General features: G+C 71.2%; 21 protein-coding genes. 6 read left to right on the top strand and 15 right to left on the bottom strand.

Features of this window, described 5'->3' with window-relative positions:
• Positions 1 to 384, top strand: a complete 384-nt coding sequence (locus AB4Y78_RS02185) for a metallopeptidase family protein (protein ID WP_282070251.1) — start codon at positions 1 to 3, stop codon at positions 382 to 384.
• Positions 385 to 419: 35 nt separating this feature from the next.
• Here the strand turns inward: AB4Y78_RS02185 and AB4Y78_RS02180 are convergent, their stop codons facing one another.
• From AB4Y78_RS02180 to ctaC, 4 genes are all read right to left on the bottom strand, one after another.
• Positions 420 to 1,628: an Ig-like domain-containing protein gene (locus AB4Y78_RS02180; protein WP_441714397.1), complete on the bottom strand. Its 1,209-nt coding sequence runs from the start codon at positions 1,626 to 1,628 to the stop codon at positions 420 to 422.
• Between the two features lie 113 nt (positions 1,629 to 1,741).
• The gene (locus AB4Y78_RS02175; RefSeq protein ID WP_259908658.1) at positions 1,742 to 2,143 is read right to left on the bottom strand and encodes a cytochrome c oxidase subunit 4; all 402 of its coding nucleotides are present in this window, start codon (positions 2,141 to 2,143) and stop codon (positions 1,742 to 1,744) included.
• Positions 2,140 to 3,885, bottom strand: coding sequence for an aa3-type cytochrome oxidase subunit I (gene ctaD / locus AB4Y78_RS02170; protein WP_282070244.1), 1,746 nt, complete (start codon positions 3,883 to 3,885; stop codon positions 2,140 to 2,142). The genes AB4Y78_RS02175 and ctaD overlap by 4 nt, the downstream gene beginning before the upstream one ends.
• The gene (gene ctaC, locus AB4Y78_RS02165; RefSeq protein WP_438591198.1) at positions 3,885 to 4,793 is read right to left on the bottom strand and encodes an aa3-type cytochrome oxidase subunit II; all 909 of its coding nucleotides are present in this window, start codon (positions 4,791 to 4,793) and stop codon (positions 3,885 to 3,887) included. The genes ctaD and ctaC overlap by 1 nt, the downstream gene beginning before the upstream one ends.
• Before the next feature lie 103 nt (positions 4,794 to 4,896).
• Here ctaC and AB4Y78_RS02160 point away from each other — a divergent pair, with 103 nt between their 5' ends.
• Positions 4,897 to 6,093: an aminotransferase class V-fold PLP-dependent enzyme gene (locus AB4Y78_RS02160; protein WP_441714394.1), complete on the top strand. Its 1,197-nt coding sequence runs from the start codon at positions 4,897 to 4,899 to the stop codon at positions 6,091 to 6,093.
• Here AB4Y78_RS02160 and aat read toward each other — a convergent pair.
• The 4 genes from aat to AB4Y78_RS02140 form a co-directional block, all read right to left on the bottom strand.
• A complete protein-coding gene (aat, locus tag AB4Y78_RS02155; RefSeq protein WP_441714392.1) occupies positions 6,090 to 6,821 on the bottom strand; it encodes a leucyl/phenylalanyl-tRNA--protein transferase in 732 nt (243 codons plus the stop codon). The two genes, AB4Y78_RS02160 and aat, sit on opposite strands and share 4 nt — an antisense overlap.
• Before the next feature lie 19 nt (positions 6,822 to 6,840).
• On the bottom strand, positions 6,841 to 7,830 hold the full coding sequence (locus AB4Y78_RS02150; protein ID WP_441714390.1) for a carbohydrate kinase family protein: 990 nt from the start codon (positions 7,828 to 7,830) through the stop codon (positions 6,841 to 6,843).
• A 96-nt stretch (positions 7,831 to 7,926) separates the two neighbouring features.
• Entirely contained in the window at positions 7,927 to 8,310 is a 384-nt protein-coding gene (locus tag AB4Y78_RS02145; RefSeq protein ID WP_007929120.1) for a HesB/IscA family protein, read from the bottom strand.
• A 117-nt stretch (positions 8,311 to 8,427) separates the two neighbouring features.
• Positions 8,428 to 9,594, bottom strand: a complete 1,167-nt coding sequence (locus tag AB4Y78_RS02140) for a glycerate kinase family protein (RefSeq protein WP_441714388.1) — start codon at positions 9,592 to 9,594, stop codon at positions 8,428 to 8,430.
• Positions 9,595 to 9,634: 40 nt separating this feature from the next.
• Between AB4Y78_RS02140 and nadA the strand changes: the two genes are divergently transcribed.
• Entirely contained in the window at positions 9,635 to 10,846 is a 1,212-nt protein-coding gene (nadA, locus tag AB4Y78_RS02135; RefSeq protein WP_441736834.1) for a quinolinate synthase NadA, read from the top strand.
• A gap of 126 nt (positions 10,847 to 10,972) precedes the next feature.
• On the top strand, positions 10,973 to 11,635 hold the full coding sequence (locus AB4Y78_RS02130; RefSeq protein ID WP_007929117.1) for a hypothetical protein: 663 nt from the start codon (positions 10,973 to 10,975) through the stop codon (positions 11,633 to 11,635).
• 24 nt (positions 11,636 to 11,659) lie between these two features.
• On the opposite strand, the gene AB4Y78_RS02125 is transcribed toward AB4Y78_RS02130, so the two are convergent.
• The 5 genes from AB4Y78_RS02125 to AB4Y78_RS02105 all read right to left on the bottom strand — a co-directional run bounded on the left by AB4Y78_RS02125 (position 11,660) and on the right by AB4Y78_RS02105 (position 16,136).
• Complete coding sequence (locus AB4Y78_RS02125) at positions 11,660 to 12,502, bottom strand: phosphatidylinositol-specific phospholipase C/glycerophosphodiester phosphodiesterase family protein (protein ID WP_441714384.1); 843 nt, start codon at positions 12,500 to 12,502, stop codon at positions 11,660 to 11,662.
• Positions 12,503 to 12,579: 77 nt separating this feature from the next.
• Positions 12,580 to 13,620, bottom strand: a complete 1,041-nt coding sequence (locus AB4Y78_RS02120; RefSeq protein WP_441714382.1) for a glutathione S-transferase family protein — start codon at positions 13,618 to 13,620, stop codon at positions 12,580 to 12,582.
• 10 nt (positions 13,621 to 13,630) lie between these two features.
• Positions 13,631 to 14,134, bottom strand: coding sequence for an O-acetyl-ADP-ribose deacetylase (locus AB4Y78_RS02115; RefSeq protein WP_306513964.1), 504 nt, complete (start codon positions 14,132 to 14,134; stop codon positions 13,631 to 13,633).
• Positions 14,135 to 14,165: 31 nt separating this feature from the next.
• Positions 14,166 to 14,756: a hypothetical protein gene (locus AB4Y78_RS02110; protein WP_441714380.1), complete on the bottom strand. Its 591-nt coding sequence runs from the start codon at positions 14,754 to 14,756 to the stop codon at positions 14,166 to 14,168.
• 12 nt (positions 14,757 to 14,768) lie between these two features.
• Positions 14,769 to 16,136 (bottom strand): dipeptidase, encoded by a 1,368-nt coding sequence (locus tag AB4Y78_RS02105; RefSeq protein WP_441714378.1) that lies wholly within the window; start codon positions 16,134 to 16,136, stop codon positions 14,769 to 14,771.
• Between the two features lie 65 nt (positions 16,137 to 16,201).
• On the opposite strand from AB4Y78_RS02105, the gene AB4Y78_RS02100 reads away from it, so the two are divergent.
• Complete coding sequence (locus AB4Y78_RS02100) at positions 16,202 to 16,780, top strand: DUF3043 domain-containing protein (protein ID WP_007929103.1); 579 nt, start codon at positions 16,202 to 16,204, stop codon at positions 16,778 to 16,780.
• 78 nt (positions 16,781 to 16,858) lie between these two features.
• Here the strand turns inward: AB4Y78_RS02100 and AB4Y78_RS02095 are convergent, their stop codons facing one another.
• Positions 16,859 to 17,065 (bottom strand): hypothetical protein, encoded by a 207-nt coding sequence (locus AB4Y78_RS02095; RefSeq protein ID WP_441714376.1) that lies wholly within the window; start codon positions 17,063 to 17,065, stop codon positions 16,859 to 16,861.
• A complete protein-coding gene (gene gcvT, locus AB4Y78_RS02090) occupies positions 17,062 to 18,171 on the bottom strand; it encodes a glycine cleavage system aminomethyltransferase GcvT (RefSeq protein WP_441714374.1) in 1,110 nt (369 codons plus the stop codon). The genes AB4Y78_RS02095 and gcvT overlap by 4 nt, the downstream gene beginning before the upstream one ends.
• An 83-nt stretch (positions 18,172 to 18,254) precedes the next feature.
• On the opposite strand from gcvT, the gene AB4Y78_RS02085 reads away from it, so the two are divergent.
• Positions 18,255 to 19,742, top strand: a complete 1,488-nt coding sequence (locus AB4Y78_RS02085) for a leucyl aminopeptidase (RefSeq protein WP_441714373.1) — start codon at positions 18,255 to 18,257, stop codon at positions 19,740 to 19,742.
• Positions 19,743 to 19,893 lie beyond the last annotated feature (151 nt).

Raw genomic sequence — 19,893 nt, 5'->3', positions numbered from 1 at the left:
GTGGTCACCATCAGCGCGGAGGACTTCGAGCGGCTCGTGGGCGAGGCCCTCGACGAGGTGCCCCAGGAGCTGCTCGCCATGCTCGACAACGTCGCCTTCTTCGTCGAGGAGGAGCCGGGCCCCGAGCACGTCGACCCGTCGTGGCCGGTCGAGGAGCAGACCGACCTGCTGGGCATCTACCTCGGCACCCCCCTCACCGAGCGTGATGGTGGCTGGGCCGCCGGTGCGCTCCCGGACCGGATCATCCTCTTCCGCGGGCCCCTGACCCGGATGTGCGCCGACGCGGCCGAGCTGCGCGAGGAGATCGCGATCACGATCGTCCACGAGGCCGGGCACCACATCGGGATCGACGAGGAGCGGCTCCACGAGCTCGGCTGGGGGTGACCCGAGCGCCACGGTCGCGCACGGCGTGGCGCCCCTCAGGCCGTGGCGCTCTGCTCCTGCCACTCGTCGTAGCTGTACTGCCACACGCCGATGCCCTCGGTGGGCAGGAACTCTCGCTCGGAGCCGGTGAAGTCGACCGGGTCGCCGGGCAAGGAGTTGTCGTAGAACCACTCGGCACCCGCCGGTGCGACGTTGACGCACCCGTGGGAGACGTTGCTGCTGCCCTGCGCACCGACCGACCAGGGCGCCGAGTGCACGAACTCCCCCGTCCAGGTGACGCGCACGTTGAAGTTGGTGTCGACCTTGTAGTAACCCGGCTCGCCCTTGTCGATGCCCACGGTCGCCGAGTCCATCGTCATCTCGCGCTGCTTGCCGATGACGACCTTCATCCCGGAGCGGGTCTCAGTGTCCTTGCCCGGCTTGCCGCTGCTCACCGGGAAGGACTTGACCTGCTTGCCGCCTCGGGTGACGGTCATCGTGTGCTTGTCGATGTCGACCCGGGTCATCTGCTCGCGCCCGATCGTCATCGACCCGGAGCGGTCCTCGGCGACCCACTTGTCCTCACCGGTCTGGAAGCCGGTGAGCGGCGCGTCGACCGACACCGTGGTACCCGGGGCCCAGAAGTCCTTGGGCCGCCACATCAGCTGACGGTTGTCGAGCCACCCCCACGAGCCCTCGGTCTGCGGCGTCGTCTTGACCGAGACGGCCTTTTCGATCGCCGTGCGGTACTTCTTGTCCGTCACCTCGGAGTCGAACTGGATGCTCACCGGCATGCCGACACCGACGGTCTGCTGGTCGTAGACGATGCCGTAGGTGGCCGTCACCTCCGGGGCGTGCGTGGTGAAGGTCGACTTCTGGGTCGTCGAGCCGCCTTCGGGGCCGTCCGCCGTCACCGCCACGGTGTAGGTGGTGTCGGGAGCCAACCGCTGCGTGGAGGTCCACGACTGCCCGTCGATCTCGCCCTCGACGGCACGGCCGGCGCCGGTCACCTGGACGTCCGTGAGCGTGCCCCGCATGACCTGGACGTTGATCTCGTCGTCGGGCATGACGCCCTTCGTGCCCTTGGCGGGGTTGACCTTGATCTCGGCCGGCGGCAGGTCCTTGGCTGCGGTCGAGCTCGAGGAGGAATTGCCGGACGAGCCGTCGGCCTCACCGGGCGAGTCCCCACCACCCGCGCACGACGCGACGAGCAGGGACAGGACGAGGGCCAACGCGATCAGGCGCAGGCGACGGACGACGAGCACGGACACACCCCCAGAGGTTTGACGCAGGTGTCGGGCGGGATCCCCGCCCCGCGCACGACAGAAGGGGCCCGGACCGTGGTCCGTGGCCCCTTCAGCCAGTGTACGCGCTGAGGTCAGTGGGCGTGCTCACCCTTGTAGTACTCGAAGACCCAGCCGCAGACGGCCCAGACGCCGAGGATGACGCCGAAGGCGGCAACCCACAGGCCCACGGCCACGCCGAGGAAGATGATCGAGCCCGAGAGCGAGAGCCACAGCGGCCACCAGGAGTACGGGGCGAAGGCACCGTAGGGGCCCTCGGCCATCTCGATCTCGCCGTCCTCGTCGTCGTCCGGACGGGCGGGGAGCTTGCGCGCCGTGTTCCACAGGAAGAAGGCGATCATCAGGCCCATGCCCGCGCTCAGGAAGAGCGTGACCCATCCGACGGGCTCTGACCAGTCGGTCCACAGGCCGTACCACGCGGCGACCGCGGCGAAGAAGATGCCGATGCCAGCGAAGAAGTTGACCTCGGTCTTCATCGGGTGCCCTCACCGTCGGTGTTGGAGGTGGCGGCGACCGCGGCGCGCTCGTGGCGCGACCGGATGGCAGCCGGTGCGTACTCGGGGTGGTTCATGTCGAAGACCGGACGCTCGGAGCGGATCGGCGGGATCGACGTGAAGTTGTGCCGTGGCGGCGGGCAGGAGGTCGCCCACTCCAGGCTGCCTCCATAGCCCCACGGGTCGTCGACCTCGACCTTGGGTGCGCTCACGGCCGTCTTCCACACGTTGTAGAAGAAGGGCAGGAAGCTGGCCGCCAGGATGAGCGAGCCGACCGTGGAGATCTGGTTGGCGAGCTGGAAGCCGTCCTCCGGCATGTAGTCCGCGTAGCGGCGCGGCATGCCCTCGACGCCCAGCCAGTGCTGGATGAGGAAGGTCATGTGGAAGCCGATGAACAGCAGCCAGAAGTGCAGCTTGCCCAGGCCCTCGTCGAGCATCTTGCCGGTGAGCTTGGGCCACCAGAAGTACAGCCCGCCGAAGAAGGAGAAGACGATCGTGCCGAAGAGCACGTAGTGGAAGTGCGCGACGATGAAGTAGGTGTCGGTGATGTGGAAGTCCAGCGCGGGGCTGGCCATGATGACACCGGTCAGACCACCGAAGAGGAAGGTCACGAGGAAGCCGATCGCCCAGATCAGCGGGGTGGCGAAGACGAGCTTGCCGCCCCACATCGTGCCGATCCAGTTGAAGAACTTCACCCCCGTCGGTACCGAGATCGCCATCGTCATGATCGCGAAGAAGGGCAGGAAGACCTGACCCGTGCCGTACATGTGGTGCGCCCACACGGAGACGGACAGCGCCGCGATGGCGATGGTCGCGAAGACCAGCGTCTTGTAGCCGAAGATCGGCTTGCGGGAGAAGACCGGGAGGATCTCGGAGATCACTCCGAAGAACGGCAGGGCGAGGATGTAGACCTCTGGGTGCCCGAAGAACCAGAAGAGGTGCTGCCAGAGCAGTGCTCCACCGCTCTCCGCAGCGAAGATCTGCCCACCGAAGCGACGGTCGACGCCGAGGCCGATGAGCGCGGCGGCCAGGATCGGGAAGGCCATGAGGACCAGGACCGAGGTGATCAGCACGCTCCAGGTGAAGATGGGCATCCGGAACATCGTCATGCCGGGCGCGCGCATGCAGATGATCGTGGTGATGAAGTTGACGGCACCGAGGATCGTGCCGAACCCGCTGAGCGCCAGGCCCCAGACCCACAGGTCACCACCGATCCCGGGGCTGTAGGTCGGGTCGGACAGCGGCGTGTAGGCGGTCCAGCCGAAGGAGGCCGCGCCACCGGGGGTGAGCAGACCACCGGCAGCGATGATGCCGCCGAAGAGGTAGAGCCAGTAGGCGAACATGTTCAGCCGCGGGAAGGCGACGTCCGGGGCACCGATCTGCAGCGGCATCAGCGCGTTGGCGAAGGCCGCGAAGGCCGGCGTCGCGAAAAGCAGCAGCATGATCGTGCCGTGCATCGTGAACATCTCGTTGAACTGCTCGGGGTTGTCCACCACCTGCAGGCCCGGGGCCCACAGCTCGAGCCGGATGACCAGGGCCATGAGTCCTCCGAGGAGGAACCACACGAAGCTGGTGACCATGTAGAGGTTGCCGATGACCTTGTGGTCGGTCGTCGTGATGTAGCGGAAGAACTGCGAGCCTGCCTTCTCACGCCTCGCGATCGTGCGTTCCGAGACGTCGGCCTCGTTCGTGTTCCTGGCGAGTGCGCCGGATGCGGTCGACATCAGTTCTCCTCGGAGGTGCGCGCGGAGTCGTCCTCGCCCAGGAGATCCTGGTCGCGCGGGTTGATCTTCTCGCGGTTGAGCCCGTTGTCGAGCAGGCCGGTCTGGCCCTTGGCCTTCAGGTCGGCCATGTGCTTGTCGAACTCAGCCGGCTCGACGACCTTGACGTTGAAGAGCATCTGCGAGTGGTAGGCGCCGCACAGCTCGGCGCACTTGCCCTGGAAGGTGCCGGTCTGGTTGGGCGTCACCTGGAAGCGGTTGACGATGCCCGGGTTGACGTCCATCTTCTCGAGGAAGGCCGGAACCCAGAAGGAGTGGATGACGTCGCGGGAGGTCAGCACGAACTCGACGCGCTCCCCCTTCGGCAGGTAGAGCGTCGGCAGAGCCTCCTCCGCGCCCTCCTTGCCGTCGAGCTCGGCCATCTGGCCCGCCTCGTGGACGCCCTCGTCGACGTAGTTGAAGTCCCAGCTCCACTGCTTGCCGACGATGTTGATCGTCTGGTCCGGCTCCTGCGAGACGTCCTGCAGCTTGGTCGTGGCGTCCTGTGTGTAGTAGAAGAGCGCCCCCACCATGAGCATGGGGACCACGGTGTAGAGGATCTCCAGCGGGACGTTGTACTGCAGCTGGACCGGCAGCGAGCCGTCGTCGTCCTTACGGCGACGGTAGGCGGCCATGCACCACAGGATCAGGCCCCAGACGAGGACCCCGACGGCGAGCGCCGCGACCCAGGCCCAGATCCAGAGGTTCTCCACGATCTGGGACTCATCCGTGACCCCCTCGGGCAGGTACCCGTTTTTGGGGTCGGTGTTGACACCGACCGCGCTGCAGGCCGAGAGAGCCACGACGGCGATGACAAGTCCGATGGCACCGACTCCGCGGCGGGTCCGCCGGGAGTTCGCGCTCGAAGACACAGGCAAGGGGCACCTACTACTGGTCCGAAGTTTTCAGAAGACGGGGATCACGTTACCGCAGGTCACCCACACTCCCTGCGAAGGGGGGCATTAGCCTCGACACGTGGCGAGACAGAGCGATTCGTCCGGGAGCGCCCCCTGCGACACGGCACCCGGCAGCCCCTCCGCGCAAGGCGCGTCGGGCCTGCTCGACGCGACCCCCGGCCCCCTGCTGCCGGGCGCCCGCGACACCCTGCTGGCGGCGCACGACGTGGCCTGGGCGGACCCCTCGGCCCGGCACGCCGCGGCGCGTCGCAGCCGGACCCTGCTCGACCGGGCCCGAGAGGTCGTCGCCCGGGGCCTCGGGGTGCGCACCGACGAGGTGACGCTGCACGCGAGCGGTGCCCAGGCCACCCGGGCGGCGCTGGAGCTACTTGCCCGCGGCCGACGGCGCCTGCCCGGCGCCCCGGTGGCCTCGGCCGTGGAGCACTCCGCCGTCCTGCGATGGCTGCGGGCGGGCGAGACGCCCCCGGTGGAGGTCTCCGTCTCCCCCACCGGCGCGGTCGACCTCACGGCGTGGGCGGAGGCGGTCACCCCGGAGACCCCCTTCGCGGTGCTGCAGTCGGCCAACCAGGAGGTCGGTACCCGCCAGCCCCTCGCCGCGGCCCGCGTGATCACGACCGGGCACGGTGTGCCGTTGATCGTCGACGCTCGCGCCGGGCTGGGGCGGGACCTGCCGGTGCGCGACTTCGACGTGCTCGTCGGCGACGCGACGACCTGGGGCGGGCCGCGCCTCGGGGTGCTCGTCGTCCGCACCGGCACGCGGGTCGCACCCCACCACCCGCCGAGCCCCTACGAAGGGGGTCTCGCCCTCGACCCGGTCGACGTCCCGACGGCCCTCGCGGCCGCGGAGGCGTGGCAGCAGACCGCGGCGGTCGCCGACGACGAAGGGAGCGCCGCCCGCGCCCTCGTGGCGCGGGTCCGTGAGGCGGCCGCGGCCATCGAGGACGTCGACGTCGTCGGCGACCCGGACGACCGGCTGCCCCACGTGTGCACCTTTTCGGTGCTCTACGTCGACGGGGAGACGATCGTCGACGAGCTGGCCCGGCGCGGGCTCGCGGTCGGGTCGGGGTCGGCCTGCACGTCGGACACCCTCGAGCCCAGCCACGTGCTCGCGGCGATGGGCGCCCTCACCCAGGGCAATGTCCGCATCACGCTGCCGCTCGCCGCGGTGGCACCCGAGCGCGAGGCCGCCGTCGCCGCCCTCGTCGAGCAGCTGCCCGACGTCGTCGCGACGTGCCGGGCCCGGCTCGGCCTCTAGACGAGGCTCGCGAGGTCGGGGGTCGGCGCCTCGAGGGCCAGCCGCAGCCGGGCGAGGTACTCCTGCCGGTGGATCTCCTCGATGCCGAGGCTGCCCAGGTGCGGTGTGCGCCACTGGACGTCGATGATCCGCCGTGGGTCGCCGTCGGCGGCGATCATCCGGTCGAGGTGCACGAGCGCCGCCTTGGAGGCGTCGGTGGCGTGGTGAAACATCGACTCACCGGCGAAGAGCCCACCGACGGCGATGCCGTAGAGGCCACCGACGAGGGTCCCGTCACCATCGCGCACCTCGACGCTGTGCGCCCAGCCGAGGGCGTGCAGCTCGGTGTAGGCCGCGACGACGTCAGGCGTGATCCAGTGCCCGTCACGGTCGGGGTCGGCGCACGCCGCGACCACGGCGGCGAAGTCCTCGTCGACGCTCACCTCGAAGCTTCGCAGGGACCGGCGCAGCGACCGGCTGACGTGCACGTGGCCCGGTCGCAGCACCCCGCGCCACGTGGGGCACCACCACCCCATCGGCGGGGTCCCCCCTTCGCCCAGACCCATGGGGAAGACCCCGAGACGGTAGGCGGTGAGCACGGACGCCGGGTCGAGCGTGCCGCCGACCCCGACGACGTCACCGACGTCGGAGGGGGCCAGCTCCGCCGACGACAGGCCCGCCCGCAGGTAGCCCGCCCACAGCGCCGTGCCGCCCGCCGGCTCGACGGGTGGGAAGGGGGGTCGGCTCATCGGCGGGGGTGGGGCCCGGTCAGGGGCGCGGGCAGGTGATGTGGCCGGCGATGAGGTCGGCGCTCTCCTGCCCGTAGGCCTCCGCGAGCCGCTCGAGGAAGCGGGCGGTGCCGAGCTCGTACTCCTGCGTGCCGACGGTCTCGATGACGTAGGTCGCGAGCATCGAGCCGAGCTCGGCGGACTCGCGCAGCGGCAGCCCTTCGCTGACACCGGTGAGGAAGCCGGCGCGGAAGGCGTCGCCGACGCCCGTCGGGTCGGCCTTGGTGACTTCGCGGGCGACGCCGACGACGATCGGCTCCTCGAGGTCTCCCCCGGTGATGCGCACGCCGTCCTTGCCGAGGGTCGTCACGCGGTAGCGGACGCGCTCGTCGATCTCCGCCTGCGTCCAGCCGGTCTTTTGCTCCGTGAGGTGCGACTCGTACTCGTTGGTGATGAGGTACTGGGCACCGTCGATGAGCTCGCGGATCAGCTCGCCGTCGCCGAAGGCCAGCTGCTGGCTCGGGTCGGCGACGAAGGGGATGCCGCGCGTGCGGCACTCGCGGGTGTGCCGGCGCATGGCCTCGGGGTCGTCCGGGCCGACGAGGACGAGGTCGAGACCGCCGACGCGCGCGGCGATCGGGCCGAGCTCGATCTCGCGGGCCTCGGTCATCGCCCCGGCGTAGAAGGTCGCGATCTGGGCCATGTCGTCGTCGGTCGTGCAGACGAAGCGGGCGGTGTGCTGCGTCTCCGAGACCCGCACGGAGGCGCAGTCGACGCCGTGGCGCTCGAGCCAGCTGCGGTAGTCGGCGAAGTCCTCGCCCACCGAGCCGACGAGCACGGGGCGCTGCCCGAGGTTGGCCATGCCGAAGGAGATGTTGGCCGCCACACCCCCGCGGCGGATCTCGAGCTTGTGGGCCAGGAAGCTCACGGAGATCTTGTCGAGCTGGTCGACGACGAGCGAGTCGGCGAAGCGACCCGAGAAGGTCATCAGGTGGTCGGTGGCGATGGATCCGGCGATGGCGATGGGCACCGGGCCACCCTACAGACGTGCGGCTGCGCCCCGGCATGACGAAGGGGGGTGCCCACCTCGCGGTGGGCACCCCCCTTCGTCACGGGGCCGGGCGGATCAGCTGAAGCTGTCGCCGCAGGCGCAGGAGCTGCCCGCGTTGGGGTTGTCGATGGTGAAGCCCTGCTTCTCGATGGTGTCGGCGAAGTCGATCGTCGCGCCGCCGAGGTACGGGGCGCTCATCCGGTCGACGACGACCTCGACACCGTCGAAGTCGCGCACGAGGTCACCGTCGAGCGAGCGCTCGTCGAAGTACAACTGGTAGATCAGGCCGGAGCAGCCACCGGGCTGGACGCCGATGCGCAGGCGCAGGTCGTCACGGCCCTCCTGCTCGAGCAACGACTTGACCTTGCCGGCGGCGACGTCGGTGAGGATGACGCCGTGGCTGTCGGCAGCCGTCTCGACGGCCTCGGTGGTGGTGGCCTGGGTGTCCTGGACGCTCATGCGATGTCCTCACGACTCGGGGAAACTGTGGGTGACGGGGTCCGCCACGACGGGGTCAACACGCGCTGTGCGCGGGTTGTTCCCGCTCCTCCACCATACGTCAGGGGCGAGGGAGGGTCACCGTCGCGGTGACCACGTCGCCGCGATCCGCTCGGTGCGCGAGCGCAGGGTCCCGACCGGGTCGGCCATCGCCCGCTCGACGTCCTCCTCGCGCTCGGCGACGGCGTACGTGCCGCTCAGGCCGAGGGCCATCGACTCGCGACGCCCGATGAGCACCTGGCCGGCAACGGCGATGGCGGGCGTCGCGTGGCGCTGGGCGAGCTCGGCGACCCCCGCGACGACCTTGCCCTGCAGGCTCTGCCAGTCGAGCCGCCCCTCCCCCGTGACGACGAGGTCCGCTGCGGCGACGAGCCCGTCCATGCCGACGGCGTCGAGGACCATCTCCACACCGCTGGCCCGTCGCGCCCCGAGGAGCATCAGGGCGTAGCCGACGCCGCCGGCAGCACCTGCCCCCGGCTCGCGGTCGAGGCGCCGCCCGCGGCCGCTCAGCAGGTCCGTACCGGCGGGCAGGACCCGGCGGACCTGGTCGACGAAGTGACCGAGCGCGCCCTCGAGCACCTGGGACTGCTCGGGGTCGGCGCCCTTCTGCGCGGCGAAGACGGCGCTCGCGCCCTGCAGGCCGAGGAGCGGCGAGGCGACATCGGTCGCCGCGACGAGCTCGACCCCGGCGAAGCGCTCGCGGGTGGCCGCCAGCCCCGCGAGGTCGGCTTCACGCACGGCGATGAGCCCGGCGCCGCCACCCCCGAGGGCCTCGCGCGGGCCGGCCCCGAGGGCGGCGAGCATCCCGGCTCCGGCGTCATTGGTCGCCGAGCCGCCCAGGCCGACGACCACCCGGTCTACGCCCTGGCCGAGGGCGGCGGCGAGCAGCTCGCCGAGACCCCAGGTCGTCGTCACCCCGGGATCGCGCTCGGGCACCTCGAGCAGGTGCAGGCCGATCGCCTGGGCCGACTCCACCCAGGCAGTGCGTCGACCCCCTTCGTCCGTCGTGATGTGCAGGGCTGCCGGCACGGCCCGGCCCCGCGGGTCCGTGGTGGTGACGATCGAGGACTCGCCCGGCACGTTCGCCGTCAGCACGTCGAGGAAGCCGGGCCCGCCGTCCGACAGGGGCACGAGCGTCAGGAGATCATCGGGTGCCCGGCGGCGCCACCCGGCGGCGAGCGCTTCGGCCGCCTGCGTGGCGGTGAGGGTGCCGGTGAAGCAGTCCGGGGCGATGATCACGTGCACCCGTGGACTGTACCGAGCACCGGCTCACCGCTGTGGGATCATGCCTGCCGTGAGCGCCACGACGCAGTCCTCGCCGAAGCCCCTCTCCCTGCTCGTCCTCGGGCAGGGCACCGACCCGCACTCCGAGCGCGGTGTCGAGTGTCCCGGCGACCTGCCGGCGCCCTCCGACCCGGGGCTCGTCGCGCGCGCCCGCGCCGCCAAGGAGGCGCTCGGCGACCGCGTCTTCGTCCTCGGTCACCACTACCAGCGCGACGAGGTCATCGAGTTCGCGGACACGACCGGCGACTCCTTCAAGCTCGCCAAGGAGGCGGCCGCGCGACCCGACGCGCCGTACATCGTCTTCTGCGGCGTCCACTTCATGGCCGAGTCGGCGGACATCCTCACGAGCGACGAGCAGACCGTCGTCCTGCCCGACCTCGCCGCCGGCTGCTCGATGGCCGACATGGCTGCAACGCACCAGGTCGAGGACTGCTGGGACGAGCTCGTCGAGCTCGGCCTGGCCGAGACGACCGTCCCTGTGACGTACATGAACTCCAGCGCCGCGATCAAGGCCTTCACCGGCCGCAACGGCGGCACGATCTGCACCTCGAGCAATGCGCGGACGGCGCTGACCTGGGCCTTCGAGCAGACCGGTGGCCTCGACGGCGAGGGCAAGGTCCTCTTCCTGCCCGACCAGCACCTCGGCCGCAACACCTGGGCGCGCGACCTCGGCCGCGACCTCGACGACTGCGTCGTGTGGGACCCGCACCAGCCCCGCGGCGGGCTGACGGTCGAGCAGATCCGCGACGCCCGGATGATCCTGTGGCGCGGGCACTGCTCGGTCCACGGCCGCTTCACCGTCGACGCCGTCGAGACCGCCCGGCGGGAGATCCCCGGTGTCAAGGTCATCGTCCACCCCGAGTGCCGCCACGAGGTCGTCGAGCTCGCCGACGAGGTCGGCTCGACCGAGAGCATCATCAAGACCGTCGCCGCGGCGCCGGCCGGCACGAAGTGGGTCGTCGGCACGGAGCTCAACCTCGTGCAGCGTCTCGGGCAGATGTTCCCCGACCAGGAGATCAGCTTCCTGGAAAAGAACGTCTGCTACTGCTCGACGATGAACCGCATCGACCTGCCCCACCTCGTCTGGGCCCTCGAGTCGCTCGTCGAGGGGCGCGTGGTCAACCAGATCAGCGTCGATGCCGACGTCGCCCACTGGGCGAAGGTCGCGCTCGACCAGATGCTCGCGCTGCCCGGCGAGACGTCGAAGGACTGAGGCGGCTCAGGCGTCACATCGGCCCCACGATTTCCGGGTCACCCGAGAAACCCTCTCTTCGCAGGAGTTCCAAACCCTTGCGAAGGGAGGGTTTCTCTTGTCGAGTGCCCCTGACAGGCTGGGCCGGTGGACGACGCCCAGCTCCTCGCCCTGACCGCCGACAACCGGCGGCTCTTCGCCGATGTCCTCGACTCACTCGGTGAGGGCCACGCTCGCGACGCCACGCTGTGCAACGACTGGAACGTGCGCACCCTCGCCGGGCACATGCTGCAGCCGGTGCACGTGCCGTCGTGGCGCTTCCTGCTGACGGCCGCCCGGCACCGGTCGATGGCCCGCGCCTGCGACGTGCACGCGGCCCGGCTGGGTGACCGTCCGCTCGCGCAGATCGCGGCCGAGCTGCGGCACCCCGCCCGCACCGGGTCGAAGCCTTGGTACATCGGCTGGGCCGGCCCCTTCACCGACTCGTGCATCCACCTGCGTGACCTCGCCGAGCCGCAGGGTCTGGACGCCACCGTCCCCCTGGAGCACTGGCAGGCGGCTCTGGGGATCATCGTCTCCCCGCGCGGCCGCGAGTCCTTCGTCCCGACGCCGGGGCTCCTCGACGGCCTGCGGTGGGAGGCCACCGACACCGACTGGGTCCACGACCCCACGGACGAAGGGGGCGACCCCGGCCCCACGGTCAGCGGCACCTCCGAGACGCTCGCCATGGTCATGAGCGGCCGGCCGGCCTACCTCGACCGGATCGGCGGGGACGGAGCCGCGACGGTACGCGAGCGCCTGGGCGGCTGACCTCCCCTTCGCCCGCGCCGGCCGTCACTCCTGCGCGAGGAACTCCTGCAGGCCCTCGAGGTCGTCGGTGTTGATGTGGTCGACGCCGGCGTCGCGCAGCTCACTCCACAGGTTGGTGCGGGCCTCGCCGGCGATGTCATTGGTCGCCCAGAAGCGCACCCGGTAGCCGTCGCGGTGCGCCCCGGCGACGTAGTCGTGCAGCCGCTCGCGCTCGGCCGCGGGCATCTCGCCGACGCCCTGCCAGGTGAACAGCTTCGTCCAGTTGTCGCTGACGAGCGGCATGAGGGCGGCGTCTGTGCCCGAGTCGAGGTCGGTGGAGCGCCCGTCGTAGAAGGAGTAGCGCGTCGTCGCCGCCTCCATCTCGGCCCGGGGGCGGTTGCCGCTGATGACGGCCTCGACGGCGCGGTCCTTGACCTTGCCACGGTGGACGCGGGTGAAGATCCGCGAGTGCTCGGCGAGCTCGGCCTCGACGGCCCGCCACGTCGCCGGTCCCTCGCTCTTGATGTCGATGAGCAGCTGGACGTCGCCGCCGTAGCCCGGGTAGATCTCCTTGCCGTTCGCCGACGCGATCTCGGTCAGCGGGTCGAGGTAGGCCTCCTCGAGCGTCGGCGCGTCGGCGACCTCCCACGAGTCGTGAGCGACGCGCAGCTCGCCGTCGACGAGCCAGACATCGGCCTCGACCGAGGTGAAGCCCTGCTCGAGCGCGTCGAGCAGCGGGCGCTCGTGCTCGTAGTCGTTGTGCGCGTGGGCCTGCGGCAGTGGCGTGCCCAGCTCGACGGGTGCCGGTGCGGCGAGCGCCGTGCCGGTAGGCAGGGCGAGGGCGAGGGTGGCGGCTGTGACGACCAGGGCGCGGGAGGTGGCGATCATGGCCCCACCCTCGCGAGCCGGGGTGTCCACCAGCCGCCCGGGCGGTGAACCACCGACCAACGCCGCGTCTCCAGCGGTCAGGCGGAGCGGACCATCCCGGTCTCGTCGAGCAGGGGGTTGTGCGCGACGGGGACGCGCTCCCCTTCGCTCGGCGGGCCGGGAGGCGTGGCACCCGAGGCGAAGGGGGACCCGCCCAGCTGCTCACGACCGTGCGGCTCCAGCCAGTTCGACAGGTCGGGCCCGGCAGGCACGATGCCGGTCGGGTTGATGTCGCGGTGCACCTCGTAGTAGTGGCTCTTGATGTGCACGAAGTCGGTCGTGTCACCGAAGCCGGGCGTCGTGAAGAGGTCGCGCGCGTAGGCCCACAGGACCGGCATCTCCGACAGCTTGGAGCGATTGGCCTTGAAGTGGCCGTGGTAGACGGGGTCGAAGCGCGCCAGGGTCGTGAAGAGGCGCACGTCGGCCTCGGTGATGTGCTCACCCATGAGGTAGCGACGGGTCGACAGCCGCTCCTCGAGCCAGTCCATCGCGGTCCACAGCCGGTCGTAGGCGGCCTCGTAGGCGGCCTGGTCGCCGGAGAAGCCGCAGCGGTAGACGCCGTTGTTGACCTCGGTGTAGACCCGCTTGTTGACGACCGCCATCTCCTCGCGCAGGTGCTCGGGCCACAGGTCGGGAGCCCCCTCGCGGTGGTGCTCGCGCCACTGGGTCGAGAAGTCCTCGGTGATCTGCGGGAAGTTGTTGGTCACGACCTGGCCGCTCGGCACATCGACCATCGCCGGGACAGTGATCCCCTTCGGGTAGTCGGGGAAGCGCGCGAGGTAGGCGTCCTTGATCCGCGGGATCTGCAGGACCGGGTCGAGGTGCCCGGGGTCGAGGTCGAAGGTCCAGCTGTCGGCGTCGTGCGTGGGCCCGGTGATGCCCATCGAGATGACGTCCTCGAGGCCGAGGAGGCGGCGGACGATGATCGCCCGGTTGGCCCACGGACAGGCCCGGGAGACGACCAGGCGGTAGCGCCCCGGCTCGACCGGCCAGTCGCTCGACCCGTCCGAGGTGATCCGGTCCTCGATGTACGCGGTGTCGCGGGTGTAGTCCTTCTCGACGTAGCTGCGCTGTGCCATGTCCACCACTTTAGTTGAATCTTGAACTTTTTTCCACCTGTGCGAAGGTGGCCGCGTCGAAGGCGACGATGCGCGCCTCCTCGACGGCCGTCGGTGCCGACCGGATCGTCTCCACCGCTGCGGCGATCGCGTCGTCCTTGGGCCAGCCGTAGATGCCGGCGCTGACGAGCGGGAAGGCGACCGAGCGCGCCCCCAGCTCGTCGGCCACCTCGAGGCAGCGGCGGTAGCACGAGACGAGCAGCGAGCGATCGCGTTGTCCCGCAGCGTGGTTGGGCCCGACCGTGTGGATCACCCAGCGCGAAGGGAGGTCCCCTGCCGTCGTCCACCCCGCATCACCCGTGGCCAGGCCGCGGGGGAAGCGGGCGATGCAGTCCTCGAGCACGGCCGGGCCACCCGCGCGGTGGATCGCCCCGTCGACTCCCCCACCACCACGCATGGCGGAGTTGGCGGCGTTGACGATCGCGTCGACCTGCTGGGTCGTGATGTCGCCCCGGACTGCGGTGAGCTGTGGCATGGGCACCATGCTGCCCGGCGGCGTGCTGCGGTTACCCCTCACGTGTCGCCATCACCGCGACGACCTCGTCGACCTCACGCTGCCAGACCTCCTCGGGGACCTCGGGCAGGAGGTCGTCCCACTCGACGGCGAAGGAGCCGATGACCTGGGGCAACCGGGCCGGCCGCACCATGGCCAGGGTGTGCAGGTGCGCGCTGCCGTCGCCCCACTTGCCGAGATGGACCCGGCCCGCGTTGGGCAGGGCGAGCAGCGCGTTGTGCAGGCGGTGCACCAGCCGACCCCACTCCCCCGCGAGCTCCTCGTCCATGTCGCCGAAGTCCATGTGCGCGCGGGTCTGCAACCACAGCGACAGCAGACCGCCGCGCCCTTCACGGTCGGCCGAGAGCACCCACCGCTCATTGCTCCAGACGACCCCCTCATCGGGGTGCTCGCACCGCCAGCACGCGCGCCCCCCTTCGCCGTGACGGACGCGGTCCGCCTCCACTGGTGGGAGCAGCTCCTTGGCGACCACGCGGCCACCCTCGACCGCCCAGGGGAAGGCGGGCCACTCGACGAAGTCCAGCGAGGGCGCGTCGGTGCGCGCCCTCGCCAGCTCGAAGATCTCCTCGGCGCTCTGCGGCACGTCGGCTCCTCGTCAGCCCTTGGGCATGGCACCGAGCCGCGCGAGCAGCAGCGCCTCGGCGGTGCACACCCGCTCGAACTCACCCAGGTGCAGCGACTCGTTGGCCCCGTGCGCCCGGGTGTCGGGGTCCTCGACCCCGGTGACGAGGATCGCTGCGTCCGGGAACTTCTCGGCGAAGGCCTGGACGAAGGGGATCGAGCCGCCGATGCCGACGTCGACCGGGTCGGTGCCCCAGGCGTCGGCGAAGGCCGCGCGGGCCTGGTCGTAGACCGGCCCCTGCGCGTCGGCGGCGAAGCCCCAGCCCTGCTCGTCGAGCTCGACCTCGACGGTCGCACCCCACGGCGCGTAGTCCTGCAGGTGCCGCTGCAGCGCCTCCCACGCCTGCGCCGGGTCCTGCGTCGGGTTGAGCCGCAGGTTGATCTTGGCCCGCGCGCTCGCGGCGAGGACGTTGCCGGCCTCGTCGACGGCGGGGGCGTCGATGCCGATGACGACGGCGGCCGGCTTGGTCCACAGCCGCGAGGGGATCGAGCCGGTGCCGATGAGCTCCGTGGCGTCGAGCAGCCCGGACTCCTCGCGCAGGCGCGCCTCGTCGTAGTCGATCTCGGGGGCGTCGGTGTGGACGAGCCCCTCGATCGCGACATCGCCCTGGTCGTCGTGGAGGGTCGCCATGAGCCGGCACAGCGCGGTGATCGCGTCGGGACAGGCCCCGCCGAACATGCCCGAGTGCACGCCGTGGTCGAGCGTGCGGACGGTGACGACCGCACGGAGGGAGCCGCGCAGGGTCGTCGTGAGCGCGGGCGTCCCGATGGCCCAGTTGAGCGAGTCGGCGAGGACGATCGCGTCGGAGGTCAGCTTGTCGCCGTGGCGCTCGAGGATGCGCGGCAGCGACTCGCTGGCGATCTCCTCCTCACCCTCGACGAAGATCGTCACGCCGACGGGCAGGTTGCCCGCGTGAGCCCGCAGCGCGGCGAGGTGCGCCATGACGCCAGCCTTGTCGTCGGCGGCGCCACGACCGTAGAGGCGGCCGCCGCGCTCGACCGGCTCGAAGGGGTCGGAGTCCCAGTCGGCGAGGTCGCCGGGCGGCTGCACGTCATGGTGGGCGTAGAGCAGGACGGTCGGCGCGCCCGCGGGGCCGTCGACGTGGCCGATGACGGCGGGGCGGCCCCCTTCGCTGACGATCTCGACGTCGAGGCCCTCCGCGCGCAGCAGCTCGGCCGTGCGCTCGGCGGAGGCCTGGACGTGGGCCTGGTCGAAGGAGTCGAGGCTGACGCTCGGGATCCGGGTGAGGTCCTCGAGATCGGCGCGCACCTGCGGCATGAGCTCGCGCACACGGGCGCGCAGGGCGTCGATCTGGTCTGCGGTGAGAGTGGTGTCGGTCACGGGCCAGACGCTATCGCGGACGACCCGCTCGGACCCACCGGCGGCGTGCACCTAGAGTTCTCCTCGTGTTCGGACGGAAGAAGCAGCAGGACGAGACCCCCTCCCCGGTGCAGGAGCGCCCGCAGCGCGAGGGTGCGAAGAACCGCCCGACGCCCAAGCGGCGCGACCAGGAGGCGGCCCGCAAGCGACCCCTCGTGCAGGCCGACCGCAAGAGCGCGAAGGCCGCCGACCGCGCCGCCCGGCGGGAGAACGCGCAGAAGATGCGCGAGGCGATGATGACCGGCGACGAGCGCCACCTGCCGCCCCGGGACAAGGGGCCGGTGCGCCGCTTCGTCCGTGACAGCGTCGACGCGCGCTTCAACCTCGGTGAGTGGCTGCTGCCGCTCATGCTCGCCGTGCTGGCCCTCAGCCTCTTCGCCGCCGAGTGGGCCACCTACGTCTTCCTCGGTGTCTACCTGCTGATCATCGCCGCGATCGTCGACGCGGTGCTCCTGTGGCGCCGCACCCGCAAGAAGATCCTCGTCCGCTTCGGCGAGGACACCCCGACGCGTGGCCTGGCGATGTACACCGTCATGCGCTGCTTCCAGATCCGCCGCACCCGCATGCCCAAGCCGATGGTCGAGCGCGGCGACGCCCCACGCTGACCCCGGACGCACGAAGGGGGCCTGCCACCAGCCGGTGGCAGGCCCCCTTCGTGCTCGTGCCTTTGGGTGCTGACGCGGTCAGCCCGCAGACAACGGCATCGGGCCGTAGACCTCGGCACCCTCGTGCATGAGCGTCACCTGGACGACGCCGGCGCCCGCGAGGTCCTCCCAGGACTCCGCGAACCACGCCTCGGCGTCGGCCTGCGTCGGGAAGGAGACGGAGTGGCCGCTCGGCAGCGGCTGCCCCGCCGCGTCCTCGAGCCGCCAGCGGTACGACTCGCTCACGCGTCCCTCACCTGCACCTCGACGAAGGGCGGCTTGGTCACCGTCGCCGCGACCTCGCGTGCGCGCACGTCGATGACGACCTCGTCGCCCTCGGCGACCGAGCGATCGAGCAGCGCGAGCGCGATGCCCTGCTTGAGCGTGGGGCTGAAGGTGCCCGAGGTGACCTCCCCGACCTCGGCCCCCTCGACCTTGACGGCGCAGTGGCTGCGCGGGATCCCGCGGCCGGTGACGAGCAGGCCGCGCAGCAGCCGCGAGGACTTCGCGACGCGCTGGGCGACGAGCGCGTCCTTGCCCCAGAAGGTCTCCTTGTCCCAGCCGACCGCCCACGCGGAGCGCGCCATGACGGGGGTGATCTCGGGCGAGAGGTCGTTGCCGTGGAGCGGGTAGCCCATCTCGGTGCGCAGGGTGTCGCGGGCACCCAGACCGCACGGCAGGCCGTCGTACGGGGCCATCGCCTCGACGATCGCGTCCCACAGCCGGGTGCCGGCGGCGGCCGGCGCGACGAGCTCGTAGCCGCGCTCGCCGGTGTAGCCGGTGCGGCACACCGTGATGTCGTGCCCCTCCCACTGCGCCTCGTCGAAGGACATGTAGTCGTGGTCGACGGGCAGGCCCATGGCGGTGAGGACCTCGTCGCTGCGGGGGCCCTGCACGGCGAGCACGACGTAGTCCTCGTGCAGGTCGGTGACCTCGACGCCCTCGGGCGCGGCCTCCTGCAGCATCCGGACGACGGTCGCGGTGTTGGCGGCGTTGGGGATGAGGAAGACGTCGTCCTCGCTGCGCAGGTAGGCGATGAGGTCGTCGACGACGCCACCGGAGTCGTTGCAGCACAACGTGTACTGAGCCTTGCCGGCCGAGATCCGACCGAGGTCGTTGGTGAGCGTGGCGTTGACCAGCTCGGCGGCGCCGGGGCCGGCGACCCGCGCCTTGCCGAGGTGGCTCACGTCGAAGAGGCCCACGCGCTCGCGGACTGCGGTGTGCTCGGCGACGACTCCGCCGCCCGGGTACTCGATGGGCATCTCCCAGCCGCCGAAGTCGGCCATCTTCGCGGCGAGGGCCACGTGGCGCTCGTGGATCGGGGAGGTGCGCAGGACGTCACTGTCGGTCATGCGCCAGACGCTACCGTCTCGCCATCCGGGATAGCCTCCCAGTGGTACACCCACCACTTCCCCCACCGAAAGGTGCCCGTCTCGTGCCCTCGCTGATCCTCGGTTCCCGTTCGCTCGCCGCGTGGTCCGGCCGGACCCTCGTCGTCGGAGTCACCGGCGCCGAGCCGGCCCTCGCCGCCGGCGTCGACCTCCCGAAGTCCACCGTGACCCACCTCGACGCGGCCCTGCCGGTCCTCGAGGTCGGCACCAAGGTCGGGGCGACGACCACCCTTCCCGCCGTGCCGGGCCTCAAGGCCGACAAGGTCGTGCTCGTCGGGCTGGGCGAGGAGCGCGAAGGGGGTACCGACGCGCTGCGTCGGGCCGCCGGTGCCGCGGTGCGCGCCGCGGGCAAGGGGTCGGTCGCGCTCGCCCTCCCCCACGAGGACGACGCCGACCTGGCGGCCATCGCGGAGGGCGCGCTCTCCGGGGACTACCGCTTCACCGCGCACAAGTCCGCCCCCGGCGAGGGCGAGGACCGCGAGATCACCGTCTTCTCGACGCTCGACAGCAAGGAGGACCCGGCCTCAGTGCTCGAGACCGCCGCGACGATCTCGCGCAACGTCGCCTGGGCCCGTGACCTCGTCAACACCGCGCCCAACCTGCTCTTCCCGCAGTCCTTCGCCGAGCAGGTCCAGCAGACGGCCAAGGCCTCGTCGGGCAAGCTCAAGGTCGAGGTGCTCGACGACACGGCCCTCCTCGAGGGTGGCTTCGGCGGCATCGTCGGCGTCGGCCAGGGCAGCAGCCGCCCGCCGCGCATCGTCGTCCTCTCCTACGCGCCCCGCAGCAAGAAGGTCCCCCACGTGGCGCTCGTCGGCAAGGGCATCACCTTCGACACCGGTGGCGTGTGCATCAAGCCCTCCGCGGGCATGCTGACGATGAAGTCCGACATGGCCGGCGCCGCCGCCGTGGCCGCGACCGTCGTCGCCGCCGCCGAGCTCGAGCTGGACGTCGCCGTGACCGGCTACCTCTGCCTCGCGGAAAACATGCCGGGCGGCAACGCGCAGCGCCCCGGTGACGTCGTCACGATGCGCAACGGGTCGACCGTCGAGATCATCGACACCGACGCCGAGGGCCGCATGGTCCTCGCCGACGGCATGGCCCTGGCCGCCGAGTCGTACCCGGACCAGATCCTCGACGTCGCGACCCTCACCGGCGCGTGCGTCGTGGCCCTCGGCCCGCAGATCTTCGGCGTCATGGGCAACGACGAGGAGCTGCGCACCGCGGTCACCGAGGCCGCCGACCGCGCCGACGAGCCGAGCTGGCCGCTGCCGCTGCCGACCGACCTGCGCTCAGGCCTCGACTCCGCCGTCGCGGACCTCGCCCACAAGGGCGACCGCTGGGGCGGCGCCCTGACCGCGGGCCTCTTCCTGCAGGAGTTCGCCAAGGACTCCGACGGCCAGCAGATCCCCTGGGCCCACCTCGACATCGCCGGCCCCTCCTTCAACGAGGGCGGCGCCACCGGCCACCTGCCGAAGGGGGGCACCGGCGTCGCCGTCGGCACCCTCCTCGAGCACCTCGCCAACCTGGCCTGACCCGCTTCCCGAGAACGGTTCGAAGAAGAAGCACCCGGTCGACTGGGCGCTTCTTCTTCGAGTGCGCGGTCACGGCAGCGTCAGCGGCGGCAGGGTGGGGGTCGGCCCGACTCATGGAAAAGTCCCGACTCTGGGCACGCACGGTGCCGTG

The organism is Janibacter sp. RAF52 (assembly GCF_052114035.1).
Lineage (GTDB): Bacteria > Actinomycetota > Actinomycetes > Actinomycetales > Dermatophilaceae > Janibacter > Janibacter hoylei.
Note: the sequence above shows the minus strand (reverse complement) of the source record. Positions and strands in the feature narration are given on the sequence as shown.